The 17,356-nt window shown below is 64.6% G+C and carries 20 protein-coding genes; 5 read left to right on the forward strand and 15 right to left on the reverse strand.

From position 1 onward, the window contains the following. Window positions 1-22: 22 nt before the first annotated feature. From CFE42_RS21130 to CFE42_RS21175, 10 genes are all read right to left on the reverse strand, one after another. Entirely contained in the window at window positions 23-1,762 is a 1,740-nt protein-coding gene (locus CFE42_RS21130) for a thiamine pyrophosphate-binding protein (protein ID WP_004634809.1), read from the reverse strand. Further along, the gene (locus CFE42_RS21135; protein ID WP_037044783.1) at window positions 1,755-2,558 is read right to left on the reverse strand and encodes an SDR family oxidoreductase; all 804 of its coding nucleotides are present in this window, start codon (window positions 2,556-2,558) and stop codon (window positions 1,755-1,757) included. The genes CFE42_RS21130 and CFE42_RS21135 overlap by 8 nt, the downstream gene beginning before the upstream one ends. Before the next feature lie 2 nt (window positions 2,559-2,560). Further along, window positions 2,561-3,388, reverse strand: coding sequence for an IclR family transcriptional regulator (locus tag CFE42_RS21140; RefSeq protein ID WP_004634814.1), 828 nt, complete (start codon window positions 3,386-3,388; stop codon window positions 2,561-2,563). Window positions 3,389-3,400: 12 nt separating this feature from the next. Next, window positions 3,401-4,303, reverse strand: coding sequence for an alpha/beta hydrolase (locus CFE42_RS21145; RefSeq protein WP_037044786.1), 903 nt, complete (start codon window positions 4,301-4,303; stop codon window positions 3,401-3,403). A gap of 4 nt (window positions 4,304-4,307) precedes the next feature. Beyond that, window positions 4,308-4,844 (reverse strand): cupin domain-containing protein, encoded by a 537-nt coding sequence (locus CFE42_RS21150; RefSeq protein ID WP_004634817.1) that lies wholly within the window; start codon window positions 4,842-4,844, stop codon window positions 4,308-4,310. A 32-nt stretch (window positions 4,845-4,876) separates the two neighbouring features. Further along, window positions 4,877-5,650 carry an SDR family oxidoreductase gene (locus CFE42_RS21155; protein WP_004634819.1) on the reverse strand — a complete coding sequence of 258 codons (774 nt, stop codon included), beginning with the start codon at window positions 5,648-5,650 and terminating at the stop codon, window positions 4,877-4,879. Next, a complete protein-coding gene (locus CFE42_RS21160; protein ID WP_004634822.1) occupies window positions 5,643-6,710 on the reverse strand; it encodes an aromatic ring-hydroxylating dioxygenase subunit alpha in 1,068 nt (355 codons plus the stop codon). Before CFE42_RS21160 ends, CFE42_RS21155 begins: the two co-directional genes overlap by 8 nt. Before the next feature lie 80 nt (window positions 6,711-6,790). Continuing rightward, window positions 6,791-7,096: a recombinase-like helix-turn-helix domain-containing protein gene (locus CFE42_RS21165; protein ID WP_004634823.1), complete on the reverse strand. Its 306-nt coding sequence runs from the start codon at window positions 7,094-7,096 to the stop codon at window positions 6,791-6,793. A gap of 271 nt (window positions 7,097-7,367) precedes the next feature. After that, window positions 7,368-7,835 (reverse strand): GNAT family N-acetyltransferase, encoded by a 468-nt coding sequence (locus CFE42_RS21170; protein ID WP_004634826.1) that lies wholly within the window; start codon window positions 7,833-7,835, stop codon window positions 7,368-7,370. Window positions 7,836-8,315: 480 nt separating this feature from the next. After that, window positions 8,316-8,567, reverse strand: a complete 252-nt coding sequence (locus CFE42_RS21175) for a DUF2798 domain-containing protein (RefSeq protein WP_004634828.1) — start codon at window positions 8,565-8,567, stop codon at window positions 8,316-8,318. A 106-nt stretch (window positions 8,568-8,673) separates the two neighbouring features. Between CFE42_RS21175 and CFE42_RS21180 the strand changes: the two genes are divergently transcribed. The 3 genes from CFE42_RS21180 (at window position 8,674) to CFE42_RS21190 (ending at window position 11,029) form a co-directional block, all read left to right on the forward strand. Then, window positions 8,674-9,594, forward strand: a complete 921-nt coding sequence (locus CFE42_RS21180) for a LysR family transcriptional regulator (protein WP_004634830.1) — start codon at window positions 8,674-8,676, stop codon at window positions 9,592-9,594. Between the two features lie 88 nt (window positions 9,595-9,682). Then, window positions 9,683-10,633, forward strand: a complete 951-nt coding sequence (locus CFE42_RS21185; RefSeq protein ID WP_004634831.1) for an alpha/beta fold hydrolase — start codon at window positions 9,683-9,685, stop codon at window positions 10,631-10,633. 87 nt (window positions 10,634-10,720) lie between these two features. Further along, the gene (locus tag CFE42_RS21190; RefSeq protein ID WP_004634833.1) at window positions 10,721-11,029 is read left to right on the forward strand and encodes a hypothetical protein; all 309 of its coding nucleotides are present in this window, start codon (window positions 10,721-10,723) and stop codon (window positions 11,027-11,029) included. Between the two features lie 48 nt (window positions 11,030-11,077). Here CFE42_RS21190 and CFE42_RS21195 read toward each other — a convergent pair whose 3' ends face one another. Together CFE42_RS21195 and CFE42_RS21200 are read right to left on the reverse strand one after the other, a co-directional pair. Then, entirely contained in the window at window positions 11,078-11,632 is a 555-nt protein-coding gene (locus tag CFE42_RS21195; RefSeq protein ID WP_004634835.1) for a surface-adhesin E family protein, read from the reverse strand. A gap of 66 nt (window positions 11,633-11,698) precedes the next feature. After that, window positions 11,699-12,571, reverse strand: a complete 873-nt coding sequence (locus CFE42_RS21200) for a D-amino-acid transaminase (protein WP_004634837.1) — start codon at window positions 12,569-12,571, stop codon at window positions 11,699-11,701. Between the two features lie 162 nt (window positions 12,572-12,733). Between CFE42_RS21200 and CFE42_RS21205 the strand changes: the two genes are divergently transcribed. Both CFE42_RS21205 and CFE42_RS21210 read left to right on the forward strand, forming a co-directional pair. Beyond that, the gene (locus CFE42_RS21205; RefSeq protein WP_004634839.1) at window positions 12,734-13,243 is read left to right on the forward strand and encodes a GNAT family N-acetyltransferase; all 510 of its coding nucleotides are present in this window, start codon (window positions 12,734-12,736) and stop codon (window positions 13,241-13,243) included. A gap of 104 nt (window positions 13,244-13,347) precedes the next feature. Then, window positions 13,348-13,671, forward strand: coding sequence for a hypothetical protein (locus CFE42_RS21210; RefSeq protein ID WP_004634841.1), 324 nt, complete (start codon window positions 13,348-13,350; stop codon window positions 13,669-13,671). 18 nt (window positions 13,672-13,689) lie between these two features. Here the strand turns inward: CFE42_RS21210 and CFE42_RS21215 are convergent, their stop codons facing one another. Genes CFE42_RS21215 through CFE42_RS21225 form a run of 3 tightly spaced genes read right to left on the reverse strand, consistent with a single transcriptional unit; the run spans window position 13,690 to window position 17,328 of the window. Further along, a complete protein-coding gene (locus tag CFE42_RS21215) occupies window positions 13,690-14,433 on the reverse strand; it encodes an ABC transporter ATP-binding protein (protein WP_004634845.1) in 744 nt (247 codons plus the stop codon). An 11-nt stretch (window positions 14,434-14,444) separates the two neighbouring features. Beyond that, on the reverse strand, window positions 14,445-16,271 hold the full coding sequence (locus CFE42_RS21220) for an ATP-binding cassette domain-containing protein (RefSeq protein WP_004634847.1): 1,827 nt from the start codon (window positions 16,269-16,271) through the stop codon (window positions 14,445-14,447). Between the two features lie 4 nt (window positions 16,272-16,275). Continuing rightward, window positions 16,276-17,328: a branched-chain amino acid ABC transporter permease gene (locus CFE42_RS21225; RefSeq protein WP_004634849.1), complete on the reverse strand. Its 1,053-nt coding sequence runs from the start codon at window positions 17,326-17,328 to the stop codon at window positions 16,276-16,278. Window positions 17,329-17,356 lie beyond the last annotated feature (28 nt).

Genomic DNA, 17,356 nt, shown 5'->3' on the forward strand with positions numbered 1-17,356 from the left:
TTCAGTTGGCTCGGTTGCAGGTTCACGCCACCACCGTCGTGCCGTCTGTGGCGCATGCAGCAGCGCGCTCGCCCTGACCGTCCTTGGCCTGCTGGTTGACCGGCGGGCCTGCAAAGATCGTCTTGAAGCTGCCGATGGAGAGCATGTCGATCTCCATCAGGAACGGGCCTTCGCCGCTGGTGGCTTCCTTCAACACGCTGCCCACATCGGCCAGATCCGACACGCGGCGATGGCGCAACTGCAGCGACTGCGCAAGCGCCGCGTAGTCCGGCGTGTGCAGATCCACGTAATGGCGGCGGCCGCCGTACTGCGCGTCCTGAATGTTCTTGATGACGCCGTAGCCCTTGTCGTTCATCAGCACGATGACGAGGTTGGCGCGCTCCTGCACCGCAGTCGCCAATTCGCCGAGGTTCAGGATGAAGCCGCCGTCGCCGGCCAGGCAGAACGTCGTCTTGCCGGATTCGATCGCGGCCGCACCGATGGCCGCACCAATGCCCATCGCCAAACCTTGGCCGATACCGCCACCCAGCGCATGCACGCCGGCGCGCGAATCAAAGATACGGAGCTGGCGATTGCCCCACGTGCTGTTCGACACGGTCACGTCGCGCACCCAGTTGAACTCACGTCCCACGGCGGCTTGCAACGCCTCCACAAGCTTTGCGTACGGGCCGAGGCCATCGATCAGTCCGCGCACGGCCGCATCGTGTGCAGCGCGCAGGTCGGCGGCGAATGTCGCGTCGATCTGCATCTTCTTTTCCAGCCGATCCGCCAAGCCCTCCAGCGCGAGGGCCGAATCGCCGCACACGAAATAGTCGCTGGCGTAGCAACGGCCTTCCGCCGAGGCATCCGCATCGATGCGGTACAGCGGACGCGGCAGTTTCAGTTCGTACTTGAGCGTTTCATTGCCACGCAGGCGCGAGCCGACCACGACCATCGCGTCGCACGTCTGGTAGAACGCTTCGACCGGCTTGTGCAGGTTGAATGCGCCCAGCGAGCGCGGATCATCTTCCGGCACGATGCCGCGGCCCTGCGTGCTGGTGACCACGCCAAAGCCAAGGTCCATCAGGCGCTTGACCTGCTTCGCCGCGTGGCGGGCACCACCGCCCAGCCACAGCATCGGACGCCGCGCGCGCGACAGGCGTTCAGCCAGTTCGTCCAGCGCGTGGGCCGACGGCACATGCTGAGGCACCTGCAGCGGGCGCAGGTCATCCGGCATCGGGATCAGCGCGGCCTGGATGTCGATGGGAATCTCCACGCTCACCGGGCCGGCCGGTGCCGTCAGCGCAGTCTGCACCGCCAGCTTCATCGTGCTGATCGCCGTGTCGGCACTGCGCACGCGGAAGGCAGCCTTGGAGACGGCCTTGAGCATCGTGAGCTGGTCCGGCGCTTCGTGGATGTAGGCAAGGCTCTGGTCCAGGTACGGCGTTTCGATCTGGCCCGTGATGTGCAGCAGCGGCGTGCCGGCGGTCAGGGCTTCGACCATTGCGCCCGCCGCATTCCCGGCAGCGGTGCCGGTGCTGGTCAGGCAGACGCCCAGGCCGCCCGTGGTCCGGGCATAGGCGTCGGCCATGTTGGCGCCGCCGGCTTCACCGCGCGCCATGACGAAGCGGATCTTGCCGCGCTCGCCCATCGCATCGAGGATGGGCATGTTATGGATCGAGATGACACCGAAAGCGGCCTTGACCTCGCAGGCCTCCAGGAAGGCTGCAATCGCGTGGCCCACCGTGACCAGCTGTTGTTCCTGTTGTTGTCGTTTATGCATGACGGGAGTGTCCTCCGGAGATATCGATGTGGCTGCCCGTGGTGTACGAAGACAACGGCGAGGCAAGAAACAGAATGGCGCGGGCAGCCTCTTCGGGCAGGCCCAGGCGTCCAAGGGGAATATGTTTTTGCGCGGCCAGGCGGCGCGTCCACGCGGCCCAGTCGAGATGGCGATCTTCTTCAGAGCGTGCCTCGAAGCGGCGGCGCCATTGGCCGGACTCCACCAGGCCGATCAGGATGCCGTTGACGCGCACGCCCTTCGGTGCAAATTCGGTCGCCATCGAACGCACGAGATTGAGCACACCCGCACGCGCGGCAGAGGTGGCCACCATGTGCGGCTCGGGCTGCTGCGCGAGCAGCGAATTCACGCAGACGATCGCGCCGTGCGCCGAGCGCTCGAGTTGCGCCAGGAAAGCGCGCGTGGGATGAATCACCGAGAAGAACTTGAGATGCAGTTCCTGCGTCCACGCGGCATCGTCGGTATCGGCAAACGTCGAGACACGGCCTTGGCCCGCGTTGTTGACCAGCATGTCGACGGGGCCGAGGGCTTGCTCCACGGCATCGGCAAACGCTGCCACCTGCGCGGCGTCGAGCACGTCGCACGTTGCGGCAAACAGCCGGGCGTTTGGGAAGCGGCTGCGCAGACCTTGTTCGGCTTGCGCGAGGCGTTCGGCATTGCGCCCGCACAGCGCCACGGCAGCGCCGGCTTCCAGCAGCAGTTCAACGGTGGCCAAGCCGATGCCGGAGGAGCCACCCGTCACGACAGCCGTCTTGCCAGTCAGGTCGATCATCGGCATGGTCATTCGCGGAACAGGTTGACGACCTTGCCGCCTGCGGGGCGGTAGTCCAGCAGGTAAGACAGCTCGCCGGCAGCGGCGCGCACCTTGTCGATCATCAGATCGAGCTGTGCGGCTTCAATGCGCGGCGACGGAATCGTCGTGCCGAGGGCTGCTACCACCTTGCCGGCGCGGTCCAGCACCGGCGCAGCAATCGTCGAGATGTTGGCTTCGAAGAAACCTTCCTGCAGCACGTAGCCGTGTTCGCGGTCGCGCTGGACCATCTCGAACAGCTCTTCGACCGTGCGCGGGGTATTGGCGGAAAACACTTCCAGCTGCGGCTCCGGATAGAGCTGGCGCAGCTCAGCCAGCGACAGATCGGCCAGCAGCACACGACCCAGCACCGTGGCGTGCGCCGGCAGGCGCGTGCCGACATTCACCGAGCTGGTGAACGGCGTGGGCGCCACGGATTTCGCCACGTAGACGATCGAGCGGCCATCGCGCACGACGAGGTTGCACGGATAGTGAATCTCGTCGCGCAGACGATCGAGCAGCGGGCGGCCCAGCTCGGTCAATTCCAGCGACGCGAGATATTCAAAGCCCAGGCGCAGCACCGCCATGCCGAGGCGAAAATCGCGGCCGCCGTCGACGCGTTCGATAAAACCCATCACTTCAAGTGTGGTCAGCAGGCGGAACACCGTGGAGCGCGGCACCTTCAGGCGGCGCGCCAGTTCCGGCGCCGACAGCACACGGTCTTTGTGGCTGAACTCGCACAGCAGGCGCAGGCCGCGTTCGAGCCCCGGCACGATGTACTTTTCTTGCACGTCTTCTGGGATGAGGTCGTTGCTCATACGTCTTGGCGCTTAGGCGTTTTGGGATTGGGAGAGAACAGCGTGTTCGATCCAGCCTGCAACAGCGTCAGGCGCATCGATATAAGAGGCATGCCCGGCCGACGGCACAAGCGCAAACGGCAGATCAAACATCCTGGCCAGCGCTTCGCAACCTTCCGGCGGTGTAATGCCGTCGACATCGCCGCAAGCGATCTGCGCTAGCGTCGATTCGGGGCGTTTTTTCAGATAGGCGCCGATGTCGTCGCCGCTGAGCATCGCCACAGCCTGGCGATAACCACCGTCGTTGAGGCGCTTCATGTTCCAACGCACCCAGGCGCGCTCTTCGTCGGTGGCATTTGGGCGCAGCAGATGCGCGTGGCGCGACTCCGCCATGCCGTCGATGCCAAGTTGGTCGAGCGTTGCAAGACGCTGGGCCTGCACGCTCCGGGACTTGTCCTCCTGCCCCGCTTGGCCGTAGCCCTGCGCGGGGTTCAGAAGCAGCAGGCACTTCGGCTGCATCGCGGCTGGCGCGGCGGCCACATACGCCGATGCCATCAGCGCGCCCAGCGAATGACCGACGATCGCATCGGGCGTCACATCCAACGCGGCAACCCATGCCTGCAACCGCACCGCGTAATCGGCAGCGCGCGGTGCACCCTCTGCAAGCGGCGTGGAGTTGCCATAGCCCGGCGCATCCCATGCCAGCACGCGCATGTTGTGCGAAAGAACCCGCGCGCAAGGCAGCCATGACGCAGCGCTGGAGCTGATGCCGTGCAACAGCACCACCAGCGGTCCGCGCTCGCCCCATTGCCGATAGCCGATGCGATCGCCGTGGGCGTTAATGGCGACGGTGCGTTCGGCAAACCCGGCGCCCAGCGCGGCAAGCGCGTCGGCAACACGGAACGGATGGGAGGACATGACAGCCTGCGCGCTCATGGCATCAACGCTTGATCTTGGCGAGCGGATGCTCGGGCGGATACGTCGGCGTGATCGGCTTCTTGGCGCCGAGCATCACGCACATCAGCGCATCTTCATCGCCGATATTGATTTCTTCGCGGTACACGCCGGGCGGCACCGAGACGAGGTCGCGATCGGTCAGGATGGTTTCGTAGCGCTCGCCGTCCTTCTCGAGCACCAGCTTGAGCTTGCCGCGAATGATGAAGAACACCTCTTCCACATCGGTGTGCAGATGCGACGGGCCTTCATGGCCGGCCGGAATGACCATCGTCGAAAACGTGAAGTGCTCCGCCGGCACCGTGTTGGTGTCAGCGGCCACGCCCGTGCCGCCGGTGCCGAGGTAGCGCATTTGCGCACGGCGGTATTTCGGGTCGAAGTCGGCTTGGAACTTGAGGGCGTCCCAGTCGTAGCGGCGGGTGGAAAAACGCGCCACGCGGCTGTTCATCCAGTCTTCAAACGACGCGCCTTCCGGGCGGTCCCACGTGCGTTGCACTTGCTGTTGTTCGGAGAGATCGCTCATCGAATACCTCTTCTGAATGGTGTGTGGATGCATTACTGCATGACGAAACCGCCGTTGACGGCCAGCGTCTGGCCCGTCACGAATCGGGAAAGGTCGGACAACGCGAACAGCACGGCGCCGCACACGTCGTCGGGCAGTTGATCGCGCGAAATGGCGCGCTGGTCTCGGTACAGCGCGTGACGGTGGGCCGGCACGTATTCGGTGGCTTCCACCAGCGTCAGGCCCGGTGCAATGGCGTTGACGGTGATGCCGTCTGCGCCGCATTCGCGCGCCAGAGACTTGGTCATGCCGATGACGGCGCTCTTGCTCGCCACATACGCCAGCAGGTTCGGCGCGCCCCACAGCGGAGTGTCCGACGACAGATTGACGATGGCGCCGCGGCCCGAAGCCTTGAGCGCCGGCAGGCAAGCCGTCGTCATCAACCATGTGCCGCGCACGTTGACGTTCATCACGCGGTCCCAGGTCTCGACGTCGATCGACGATGCATCGCGCCCGCCCGAGTTCGTGATCGCCGCGTTGTTGACGAGCCCGTCGAGCCCGCCCAGCGCCTGTGCGGCCGCAGCAGCGCATGCCTGAATGGAAGCCAGATCGCCAAGATCGAGCGTGAAGCCATGTGCATCAAAGCCTGCCGCGCGCAGCGCTGCGGCCTCTTCCTGCACGCGCTCGCCAAGAATGTCGGCCAGCGCAACTGCGCCACCCGCTTCGGCGATCGACTTGGCAAAGGCCAGACCCAGACCGCGCGCGGCGCCCGTCACGAGCACCTTGCGGCCAGCCAGCAGCCCGGCGGTTGAATTGCGCTCAGGCATGTTGGGCTTCCGTGGGAACGGGCTTGAGCATGGCGACAGGCGCGTCGGCCAGTTCAGCGGCGGCGCGGCGTGCAAGCACACGGCGGATACGCGTGATGCCGATGTCGTGCTGATACAGCGTCTCGTGCTCGCGCGCTTCGGGTGCCATCGACTCCAGCACGACGCGGTCCTGTTCCAGCACATCCCAGTGCAGGCCTTCGAGGCGATTGCGATACAGGAAGCGCCACACGTCGCGCTGCCAACCCTGCACGTGGCGCGTGCGCCAGAAGTAGACGATGCAGTGCTCCTCATCCACCGGCGTCACGATGCCGATGATGGTGAACGGACCGCCCGGACCGACCTTCGGTTGATACGGAATCGACAGGCGCAGCCACATCGTGCCGGTCTCGCCAAACTCCGTCCAATCGAAGTTCACGCCGCGCTGGCCGGTCTTCTGGAACATGATCCCGTGGTCGGTTTCAACCACTTCCATCACGGCCTTCTTCTCGCCGCTGGCCATCGAGTGCGACACGGCGTGCAGGTAGGCGCCGTGCATGGGGTCCATGACGTTGTCGATGGCATAGCGGTAGTTGACGTTCCAATGCGCGAAGCAGAGGAAGTGGCTGTGCTCGTCACTGGTCAATTCTTCGGGCAAGCGCAGCGTGCCGACCGCGTCGTCGAACTCGGAGGGGGCCTTGTCGCCAAACCACAGGAAGATGGCGCCGGCACGCTCCTGCACCGGGTAGCTGCGCACGCAAGTCTTGCCTTCCATGGGGCACGCGTCGACAGCCGGTACGCTGGTCACCGTACCCTGGCCGTTCACTTCAACGCCGTGGTACCAGCAGGCCACGTGGTCGCCCAGGTTCCAGCCCATCGACAGGCGTGCACCGCGATGCGGGCAGCGGTCTTCCAGCGCATGCACCTGGCCGGCAGTGTCACGCCACAGCACGATGTTCTGGCTCAAACGCGTGATGCCCACCGGCGCGTTTTTCACATTCCACGACGCCGCCACCGGATACCAGTAGTTGCGCAGACCGGTGTTGATGCGCGCTTCCTTCTGCGCTTCCTTGTTGCCTTCCATTGCTTGCCTCTTCTGATGGGGTTGAGCCGTGCGCCTCTGCGGGCGATGCGGCGTCGAATCGTGTTGGATCCAGCCGGCGCTCAGGCGCCCAAGCGGCGCATCTCGGCCAGGAACGTGTCTTCCGTCCAGGTCTCGCCGCCGGCGGCGTTGCGCGGGCCGCGCTCGTTCAGTACGGCCACGATGTCGGCCGGCGTTTGCGCGCCACCCAGGAATGCCGCTTCCAGCGAATCGGCCAATTGATTCTCATAGGCTGTCGGCTCGGTCGCGCGCGTTTGCCACACCAGATTGGCGGCGTAACCCGGGCGCTCGACCCGGCCCTTGCCAGCGACGTTGTTTGGAGAAATCGGCTCCCACGGAGCGAGGTCGGGGTTGTATTGCGGTTGCATATCTGTCGACTCCATCACGTTTCGCTTGTTTTACCTATGAAACGTCTGTTAATATCTGGAACACAGGTGCAACTATAGACCGCGTCTTCGAAATCGCAGATGCGGGATTACCCTATGGTTTGCGGGAAATTGCGTCCACCGTGGGCGACCCGTCCGCCGGATCGCGCAATGGACAAAGGTCTTGGCACCGCGCTAGCGGTACGGAGCCGAAGGCGGTAGCGATTGGAAGCACTTCGACGTGCCGAAACTCGATTGTTGAGGCCAGAACGGCTCAGAACAATTTGCGATACACCACGAAGCCCGACTTGTCCGCCAGCGTGTCATACAACCGCATGGCGGTCGCGTTGGTTTCGTGTGTCTGCCAATAGACGCGCGGCAAGCCGTCGGCCTGCGCGCGACGGTAGACCGCTTCGATCAAGGCCCGCCCCACGCCCTGCCCGCGCGCGGCCTGCGCAGTGAACAGATCCTGCAAATAGCAGCTCATGCCGATTTGCGTGGTGCTGCGGTGGTAGAGGAAATGCACGATGCCGAGCAGCTCGCCTCCACGCTCGGCCACCAGCGCGTGCACCGGCTCCGTTTCGTCGAAGAAGCGCTGCCATGTCGTCTGCGTGACGATGTCGGGCAAGCCCGTCTCGCCCGCACGGCCGTAAAAGGCGTTGTAGTCATCCCAGAGCGGTTTCCACGCAGCGAAGTCGTCTTGGTGAACAGAGCGGATGTGGAGGTCGGCAGGTGCGGACATGGTGGGCTGGACGGGTGGCAACGCTCCGGCATTCTGCCAGCCGGCCGCCCTGCATGCAGCCGGCTTTCCTACCGATGGCTTAGCCCCTTAGCGTTGAGAATCGGACCTGCCCAACAGCACGGCGCGTTGATGTTGACTACGCCTACTCGTGCTGCTTCGCCCCGGCAGCGGCCATGTGCCGCGCACGACATCGGCAACGCCCGAGCCATACCCGAACCTAGGGATTGTCCGTAGAAGGCCGGCCGACGGAAGAAAGTTTGCTGAAAGCATCGGCGCTCTACAGTGCGCTCCATGGCCCGGTCATGACCCGATATCGGGCCGTGCGATCTCCACGCACATCAGCGTCACTACGATAAGGGTCGGGTGTTGTACAAGCCATATCGCCGGACCCAACGGGATGTCGGTCCGGCGTCCGCTTCAATCGGTCTTTCCTGCTGTCAACCTTGCGGCCCACCGTCCTCCCGGTGGGCTGTTTTCTTTTCAGGGCTGCATCGGACTGGGCACCACGAGGCGCTGTGTCAGCCGCTGCACCAGCGGCGCCGCAATCAGCACGATGGTGAAGGCGGCCGGCCACGCCAGTACGAAGGCATGCGCCCAGCGGGCGAGAAAGTCGGAGCTGATACCGGCGTTGATCCAGCCGATCCAGCCCGTCATCAACAACGACATCAGGCCCGACATCATCCAGGCAAAGATGATGCGAAGACGTGTGGCGGTGGAAACGGGCATCGACATGGCGGTTCTCCTTGCAAGCCATCAAATGTGATTGACGGCATGCTAGACAACCGCGTTTATAGAAACTATAGACGTTTACTGAAACTTAAATTCCGAAAATGGAATCATGCTCGACGATCTGGCTCTCTTTGTTTCCATCGTGGACCACGGCAGCCTGCAGGCAGCGGCCCGTCACGCCAACCTGCCGCCCGCCACGCTGACGCGGCGCCTGCAGAAGCTCGAGACCTCGCTCGGCTGCCAGCTTCTGCTGCGCAGCGCCCGCAGCCTGAAACCGACGCCGGAGGGCCAGCTGTACTACGAGCAATGCCGCCCGCTGTTGACCGCGCTTGCGCAAACCACGGCCACGCTCGACGACGATCTCAATCAGGTGAAGGGCACCCTGCGTGTTCTTGCGCCGTTGAACCTGTCGCGCGGGCTCCTCGCACACGCGTATGCGAGCTTCATGGCGACGTGGCCGGAGATCCGCCTCGAGCTATCGCTCAGCAACCGCAATGAAGACGTGTGGCGGCATGGCGCCGATCTTGCCATCCGCGTCGGCCAGCAGGACGACCCGAAGCTGCGGCAGCGGCGGCTCGGTGTCATCGGGATGGTGCTGGTGGCGTCGCCTGCGTACGTGGCCGAGCAGGGCGCGCCGACCCATCCACATGAATTGCAAGCGCATCGGCTGTTGGTGTCATCGCCGCTCTCGACATGGCGCTTCACCTCACCCGATGGCGAGGAGACCATCGAACTGCAGCCTCATGGACGCTGCGACCTGAACGACATCGAACTGGGCGTGACGTTGGCGGAAACGGGCCTCGGCCTGCTGTACTGCCCTCGCACGCTCTGCCATCAAGCGCTGGAGGCTGGCCGGCTGGTGCGCCTGCTGCCCGATTGGCGTACGCCGCAGCGACCCATCTACGCGGTGTGGCCGCAACAACAGTTGCCGCGCAAGGTGCGTACGTTGCTGGAGCATCTGGCAGCTTTCACGGCAGCCACGCCGTTGTTGCAGGCCGACCCTCCAGCGAGTGCGTCAGGCACTGCTTGAAACGGGTAAAAACACGCGTTGTCGCATCGCCCCGTTACTTCGTAGGCTGCAGAGATTGCACCGCATCCCTTTTCCAGGAGTCCTCTCGATGCACAGCAGCCACGTGGTGCGCTCCGGCGACATTCGCCTGCATGCCCGCATGACACAGCCCGCCGACCATTCCGCTCGGGAGCGCCCTGCCATCGTTCTCGTGCATGGCTATCCGGACGACAGCTCCGTCTGGGACGGCGTGCGCGACACGCTGGCGCACGAGCGCCGTGTGCTCACCTTCGACGTGCGGGGTGCCGGCCTGTCAGACGCCCCCGCAGATACCACCGGTTACCGCATCCCCCAGTTTGTCGACGACCTTGCCGCCGTGGCCGACGCGTTGCTGCCCGGCGAGCGCTTCCATCTGGTCGGTCACGACTGGGGCTCCATCCATAGCTGGGAATCCGTGACGACCGACCGGTTGCGTGGGCGCATCGCGTCTTACACGTCGATCTCGGGGCCGTGCCTGGACCACGTCGGCCACTGGATGCGCACGCAGCTCGACGCCGGCACATGGGCCGCCAAACGTGCGGTGTGGAAGCAGCGGCTGCAATCGTGGTACGTCGGCTATTTCAACCTGCCGCTGGTGCCCGAATGGTCGTGGCGACTGTGGGTGGCAGGTGCTTGGCCGTGGTGGCTGCGCAAGACGGAGGGCATTCGCATCAAAGCGCAGCGGCCGACGCTTGTGCGCGATGCTTGCAACGGCGTGCGAATGTATCGCGCAAATTTTCGTGAGCGCCTCGCGCGCCCCCAGGCACGCGCACCGCATGCACCCGTGCAACTGGTCGTGCCAACGCGCGACCGCTACGTCAGCCCCGCGGTTACGCGCGCTGTGGAAGCTTGGGTGTCGCACTACTGGCGCCATGAGGTGGACGCGGGTCACTGGCTGCCCCTGCGCCGCCCTGACTGGGTGGCAGACTGCATCCGCTGCTTTGCCGACTACGTCGACTCAGGGAACGAGCCCCCCGAACTGCGGCAGGCGCGCGTAGCAGGCACGCTGGCACCGGCCTGACGCGACTAGGGCATTGCGCCCAACGCAAACGTTGACGCGCGTGTAACTCACTGTAATCATCGTCCGCCACAAAGCTGACGGCGCGCCATGACCTGGCGCCCGGACGGCCCGAGCCGCCGCTGCGCGCAAACCGCGTTGTCGGCCATCGATACAAGAAACAGGGACAAGACGATGAAAAGCAAGGTCGTGGTGTACGGCCCGCTCTACGGGAAGTGGTACGCAATCCTGGTCAACGACGGTGTGGCCGCCGAATCCAACCAGTTCGGCTCGTACGAAGCCGCCATGGGCTTCGCCTCACGCCGTTATCCAGAGCTTGAACAGGAACGGCAGCCTTACGCGCGCGGCCGAGAAGACAGCGAGAGCGGAAGCGACAGCCGGGAAGCCGCGCCCATCTGAACGGGAACGCGCCGGGCGGCATTTATGCCGCCCATGCCGCCCCCAGCGTTAGTGGCCCGCGCCGCAAAAGCGCCCGGCGATCCATTCGAACACGCTGCCTTCGCGCAGCGAGCGGCTTTGCGCCTCGTCGCCGTAATGGATCTGGTAAAGCGGCTTGCCGGTAGCGTTGCGCGCGCGATAGAGCGTTTGCGCAATTACCGTATAGCTATGTCGCGCGCAGTCCAGCACGACCTGCTTGACCGACGAACGGATCGGCTGCCCATCTGCTGTCTTGATCGTGAAGTCGGGCAGCACGTTGCGCAGCAACCTGAAATGCACGGTGTGCGTGTCGGCGCCTGCCTCGGCGCTTGGCTGGGGCTTGACCGATTGCCGGTCGATATACGACACGATGCCGTTGATGCTCTCGAACCGGCGCCAGCGGGAATCGGCGCCGGCTGATTCGAGGGCGGGTGTCGCATCGGCCGAAACGGCTTGCGCGGCCCCCGTCGGCACAGTAGCCGACGCAGAGATGGTTTGTGCGGATACGGGCATCGCTGCGCACTGCGCGGCAACCAGAGCGGTCACCGCGATGGCGCTTTGCCAGCGCCAGCCTCCTGTTTTCATGGGATGTCTCGCCTTGCTGCAAAAAACTCAGCGGGCGATTCTACCGCGCAGGCGCAACCGCTTGCGTCACATCTGGTCGACGGGCTCGGCAACGTCCACGCCGGCAAAACGCAGATACAGCGTGCGAAGTGCCTGGGTGAGCGGACCGGGCTGGCCGTTGCCAATTTGCACGCCGTCGATGGACACCACCGGCATCACGAACGTCGACGCGCTGGTGTAGAACGCCTCGGCGGCTTGCTGGGCTTCGGCCACGGTAAAGGTGCGTTCTTCCAGCGTCAGGCCATGTTCACGCGCCAGCGCCAGGATCGACACACGCGTGATGCCCGGCAGCACAGCGTTCGACAGCGGACGCGTGATCAGGCGCCTATCGGGGGTGATGATGAACGCGGTGGAAGACGCGCCTTCGGTCACACGGTCACCGTCGGTCATCCAGGCTTCATGCGCGCCGGCGCGCGCGGCGATCTGCTTGGCCATCACCTGCGGCAGCAAGCCGACGCTCTTGATGTCGCAACGCTTCCAGCGCAGGTCGGGCACCGTCACCACGGTTGCGCCCTTCTTGGCCAGCGGGCTGTTGACGATGGACTTGACCTGCGTGAACGCCACGGCCGTCGGCGTGATGTCGGCCGGGATGCCGAAATCGCGCTCGGCGACGCCGCGTGTGACCTGCATGTAGACCACGCCTTCTTCCAGCCCGTTGCGCGCCACCAGCTCTTCGCACACACGCGTCCATTCGGCAGCGGTGTACGGGTTGTCGATGCCGATCTCGGACAGCGACCGCGTCAAGCGGGCGAGGTGCGCGTCGTTGTCGACGAGCTTGCCGCGCGCCACGGCGGTCACTTCATAGATGCCATCGGCAAAGGTGAAGCCACGGTCCATGACGGAGACGGTGGCGTCGGCGGCCGGCACGTATTGGCCGTTGAGGAAGATGATTCGCGACATGCTGAGAGAGGGATTCAAGTGCGGGCGGGACTGCCCTGCCAATGAATCTACAGGATACGGGCACCATGCCGCGAATACCGATGCGTGCCCACGTTATGCGAAAACAGCATGATGCAGACAACCCCTCCGGTAGACTCCCCCGTTTTCGGCCAAACGCACCTCATGTCCGAACTCACCATCCGCCCGATCGCTGCAAACGACTTGCCCGGCATCCTGGCCGTGCAACAGGCGTGCTACGGCGACGGCTTTCTGGAACCGGGCGACGCGCTTGCCAGCCGCTGGGCGCGCAGTCCGGCCATGTGCCTGGTTGCCGTGCGCTGCGGCGAGGTGGTCGGCTACCTGCTTTCGCATGCGTGGCATGCATGGACACCGCCCAAATTGCACGTGCCGCTACCCATTGCGGATGCAGCCAATGTGCTCTGGTTCGTGCACGACATGGCCATCGCTCCTGCCGGCCGCGGGCAGCGTTTGGGCGAGCAGCTTTACGCCATGGCATCCGCCAGCGCCCATGCGCAGGGGCTGCGCCAATCCCGGTTGGTAGCGGTGCAAGGCGCGGATGTGTTCTGGCGGCGCCTTGGTTATCAGCCCGCCGACGTGGATGGTGCCGCGTTGGCCGCTCTGCGCGCGGTGTACGGAGAGGACGCAGAACTGATGGAGCGCGCGTTGCCGTGAGCGGCCATGGCGTCACTCCGTTACAATTTGTAACACCCGTATCGCTTCTGTAAGACTGCGCGCGCCCGCTCCTACTACAGTGCAGCGTCTTGAGGAATTCCCACATGCATAAGAACTTCGCGCTGTACGTGCTGGCAGCCGCTGCAGCGCTGTCGTCGCAGGCGGCCCTGGCCCGTGTCAATGTCGATATTGGAATCGGTGTGCCCGTCGCACCGGTTTATGTCGAGCCCGCGCCGGTGTACGCCCCGCCTCCGCCGCCGGCCTACTATGCGCCGGCCCCCGTCTATGTCGCGCCGCAGCCGGTCATCGTTGCCCCCGGCTACTACGACGATGGGCGCGGCCGCGAATGGCAGGAACGCCAATGGCGCGAACAACGCTGGCGTGAGCGTGAATGGCGCCGGCACCATCGTCATGACGACGACGATTGATCCGGCTCCCGGCAGCGCTCAGGCGGCCTTCTTCGCCAAGCCCAGGTAGGTTTCGATCACGCGGGGGTTGACGGCCAATTCCTGCGCCGGGCCTTCGAGCGTCATATCGCCCGTTTCCAATACGTAGCCGTAGTCGGCCACCTGCAGGGCGGCGCGTGCGTTCTGTTCGATCAGCAGCGTTGCCACGCCGGTTTTGCGCAGGTCGCTGATGATGTGGAAGATCTCTTTGACGATGAGCGGCGCAAGGCCGAGGCTCGGCTCATCCAGCATCAGTAACTGGGGCTTGGCCATCAACGCGCGGCCCACGGCGAGCATCTGGCGCTCGCCGCCCGAGAGCGTGCCGGCTTCCTGCACGCGACGCTCTTTCAGGCGCGGGAACAAGTCGTACACCACCTCCATCTGGTCGAGGTAGCTGCGTTCACCCGCCCGCTTGCGGCGGTACGCGCCCAGCACGAGGTTGTCTTCCACGCTCATAGTGGCAAACAGCTCGCGCTTTTCCGGAACGAGGCACATACCGCGTGCCACGCGCTTTTCCACGGGCAGACCGGTCAGGTTGTGGCCGAGATACGAGACCACGCCGTTGGCCGAACCGGTGATTGGCAGCGCGCCCATGATGGCGCCAAGTATGGTCGATTTACCGGCGCCGTTCGGGCCGATGACGGTCACGATCTGGCCCGCCCCCACCTTCAGGTTGGCGCCATGCAGCGCTTCCACCTTGCCATAGCGGACGTGCAGGTCCTTCACTTCCAGGATGACTGACATGCGCGTTCTCCTTATTCCACGCCGCCCAGGTAGGCTTCCAGCACAGCCGGGTTCTGCTGCACTTCCTGCGGCAGCCCCTCGGCGATCTTGGTGCCGAATTCCATGACGACCAGCCGATCGGTGAGGTTCATGACGAAGTCCATGTCGTGCTCCACCAGCAGCACGCTCATGCCTTCGGCTTTGAGCTTGGTAAGCAGCGCAGCCAGCGCCTGCTTTTCCTTGTAGCGCAGGCCAGCGGCGGGTTCATCGAGCAGCAGCAGCCCCGGGTCGCAGCACAGCGCGCGGGCGATTTCCAGAATGCGTTGCTGGCCCAGCGCGAGGCTGCCGGCTTCCAGATACATGCAATCGGCCAGGCCTACGCGCTCCAGTTGGCGGCGCGCTTCGAACAGCAGCTTCTGCTCTTCGGCCTGGTTCATGCGCACCACGCTGGCGAGCACGCCGCCCTGCGCCGCAAAATCGCCGCGCAGGTGGGCGCCAAGCGCCACGTTCTCCAAAACGGTCATGCCCGACAGCAATTGCACATGCTGGAAGGTGCGGCCGATGCCGCGCTTGACGATCTCGCGCGAAGGCTTGCCGCTGATGTGCTCGCCACGGTAGAGCACCTCGCCACGCGTGACCGGCAGCACGCCCGTCACTAGGTTGAAGGTGGTGGACTTGCCCGCGCCATTGGGGCCGATCAGGCCGATGATCTCGCCGGCCTTCACCTGGAAGCTGACGTCGTTCACGGCAATCAGGCCGCCAAACTCCTTGCGTGCGGCGCGTACATCTAGGATCAGCTCACCGGCTTGGGGCTTCTCGCGCTGCTTGAGAGCCGGTGCATCGTCGGGCGCGCGAGCCGTCGGTGCCGGTGGAAACAGCTTGCGGATGAACGGCCATACGCCATCGCGCGCGTACTGCAGCAACAGCACGAGCAGCACGCCGAACACGATGATTTCGAAGTTGCCGTTGGAGCCGAGCAGCTTCGGCAGAATGCTTTGCAGGCTGTCTTTCAGGATGGTCAGCAGACCCGCGCCAAGCACCGCGCCCCACACGTGGCCCACGCCGCCGACCACCGCCATGAACAGGTATTCGATACCGTAGTTCAGGCCGAACGGCGTCGGGTTCACCGCGCGCTGCAGATGCGCATAGAGAAAGCCCGAAATACACGCCAGCACCGCCGCAAACACGAAGATCACCACCTTCATCCACGCGGTGTTCACCCCCATCGCCTCGGCCATGGTGCCGCCGCCCTTGAGTGCGCGGATGGCGCGGCCTGGGCGCGAGTTCAGCAGGTTCTGGACAGCCAGCACAGCCACGACGACGACGGCCCAGATGAGGTAGAACATCTCGCGGCCGGTCTGCAGCGATTTGCCGAGCACATTCAGCACCGGAATGCCGTTCAGCCCGTCGTACTTGCCCAGGAATTCCAGGTTGCCGAACAGGAAGAACAACGACAGGCCCCACGCAATCGTCGCCAGCGGCAGGTAGTGGCCCGACATGCGCATCGTGATCAGGCCGATCACGTAGGCGCTGATAACCGTGATCACCAGCCCGGCCAGCAGGCCGATCCACGGCGAGACCCCGTACTGCGTTGTCAGATAGGCAGTGCTGTATGCACCGAGGCCAACGAACGCCGCTTGCCCGAACGAGGTCAGCCCGCCCACCCCCGTGAGCAGCACCAGCCCAAGCGCGACGAGGCTATAGAGCCCGATGTAGTTGAGCAGCGTGATCCAGAACTCGGGCGTTGGCACGATGGGGATCAACGCAAGCACAACCACGAACAACGCAATCAGCACGCGGTTGCGCGAAACCCAGCTGCGCTGCGCAGTGCCGGCGGAAGATTTGGTCAGCGTGTTCATCGGCTTATTCCTCTTCCTCGACATGCTTGGTGGTGAGCGATCGCCACAGCAGCACCGGAATGATGAGCGTGAACACGATCACCTCCTTGAAAGCCGACGCCCAGAACGATGAATACGACTCCAGCAGCCCCACCAGAAGCGCACCCAGCGCGGCCACCGGATAGCTCACGAGCCCGCCCACGATGGCGCCAACGAAGCCCTTCAGGCCGATCAGGAAACCGGACTCGTAGTAGACCGTGGTCAGCGGCGCAATCAGGATGCCGCACAGCGCGCCAAGCGCCGCTGCCAGCGTAAAAGCCAGCCGCCCCGCCTGCGTGGTGCCGATGCCGACCAGCCGCGCACCCAGCCGGTTCACTGCCGTCGCGCGCAGCGCCTTGCCCGACACCGTGCGGCCAAAATAGAAGTACAGCGCCACGATCATCAGCACCGACACGGCCACCACCCACAGGCTCTGGCCAGACACGCTGAGCGCGCCCAGATCAAAGCGCGCATCGGAAAATGCATCCGTGCGCGAGCCTTCCGCGCCGAACATCACAAGGCCGAGACCCACCAGCGCAAAGTGCACGCCCACCGAGACGATCAGCAGCACCAGCGTGCTGGCTTCGGCCAACGGCTCGTAGGCCAGGCGGTAGATCATTGGCCCCATGGGAATGACGATCAGCAATGTCAACGCGACCTGCGCAAGCATCGGCAGCGTCATCGGAGTGAACATTCGGGCCGCCAGGTAGACGGCAACCGGAAAGAGCAGGTATTTGCCGGCATAGATGGCGCCTGTGCGAAGCGCATGCAGGCGCAGTTCAGGTTGCAGCAGCGTGCGGCCCATCTCAACGAGAAACGTCAGCACGCCCAGCACAACGAGCATGCTGGCAGAGAGCGGCGCCTTGTTGGCCTGGATGGCCGCCAGCGTGAGCGCGCCATACGCCACGAATTCGCCCTGCGGGATGAAGATCACGCGCGTGACGGAGAACACCAGCACGAGCGCCAGTGCCAGCAGCGCGTAGATCGCGCCCGATGTCACGCCGTCTTGCGCCAGGATGGCGGCAATCGACAAGTCCATGAAGCTCCTCGTTCTTGTAGTCGTGGAG

This window comes from Ralstonia sp. PBBBR1, from assembly GCF_002256165.1.
Lineage (GTDB): Bacteria > Pseudomonadota > Gammaproteobacteria > Burkholderiales > Burkholderiaceae > Ralstonia > Ralstonia thomasii.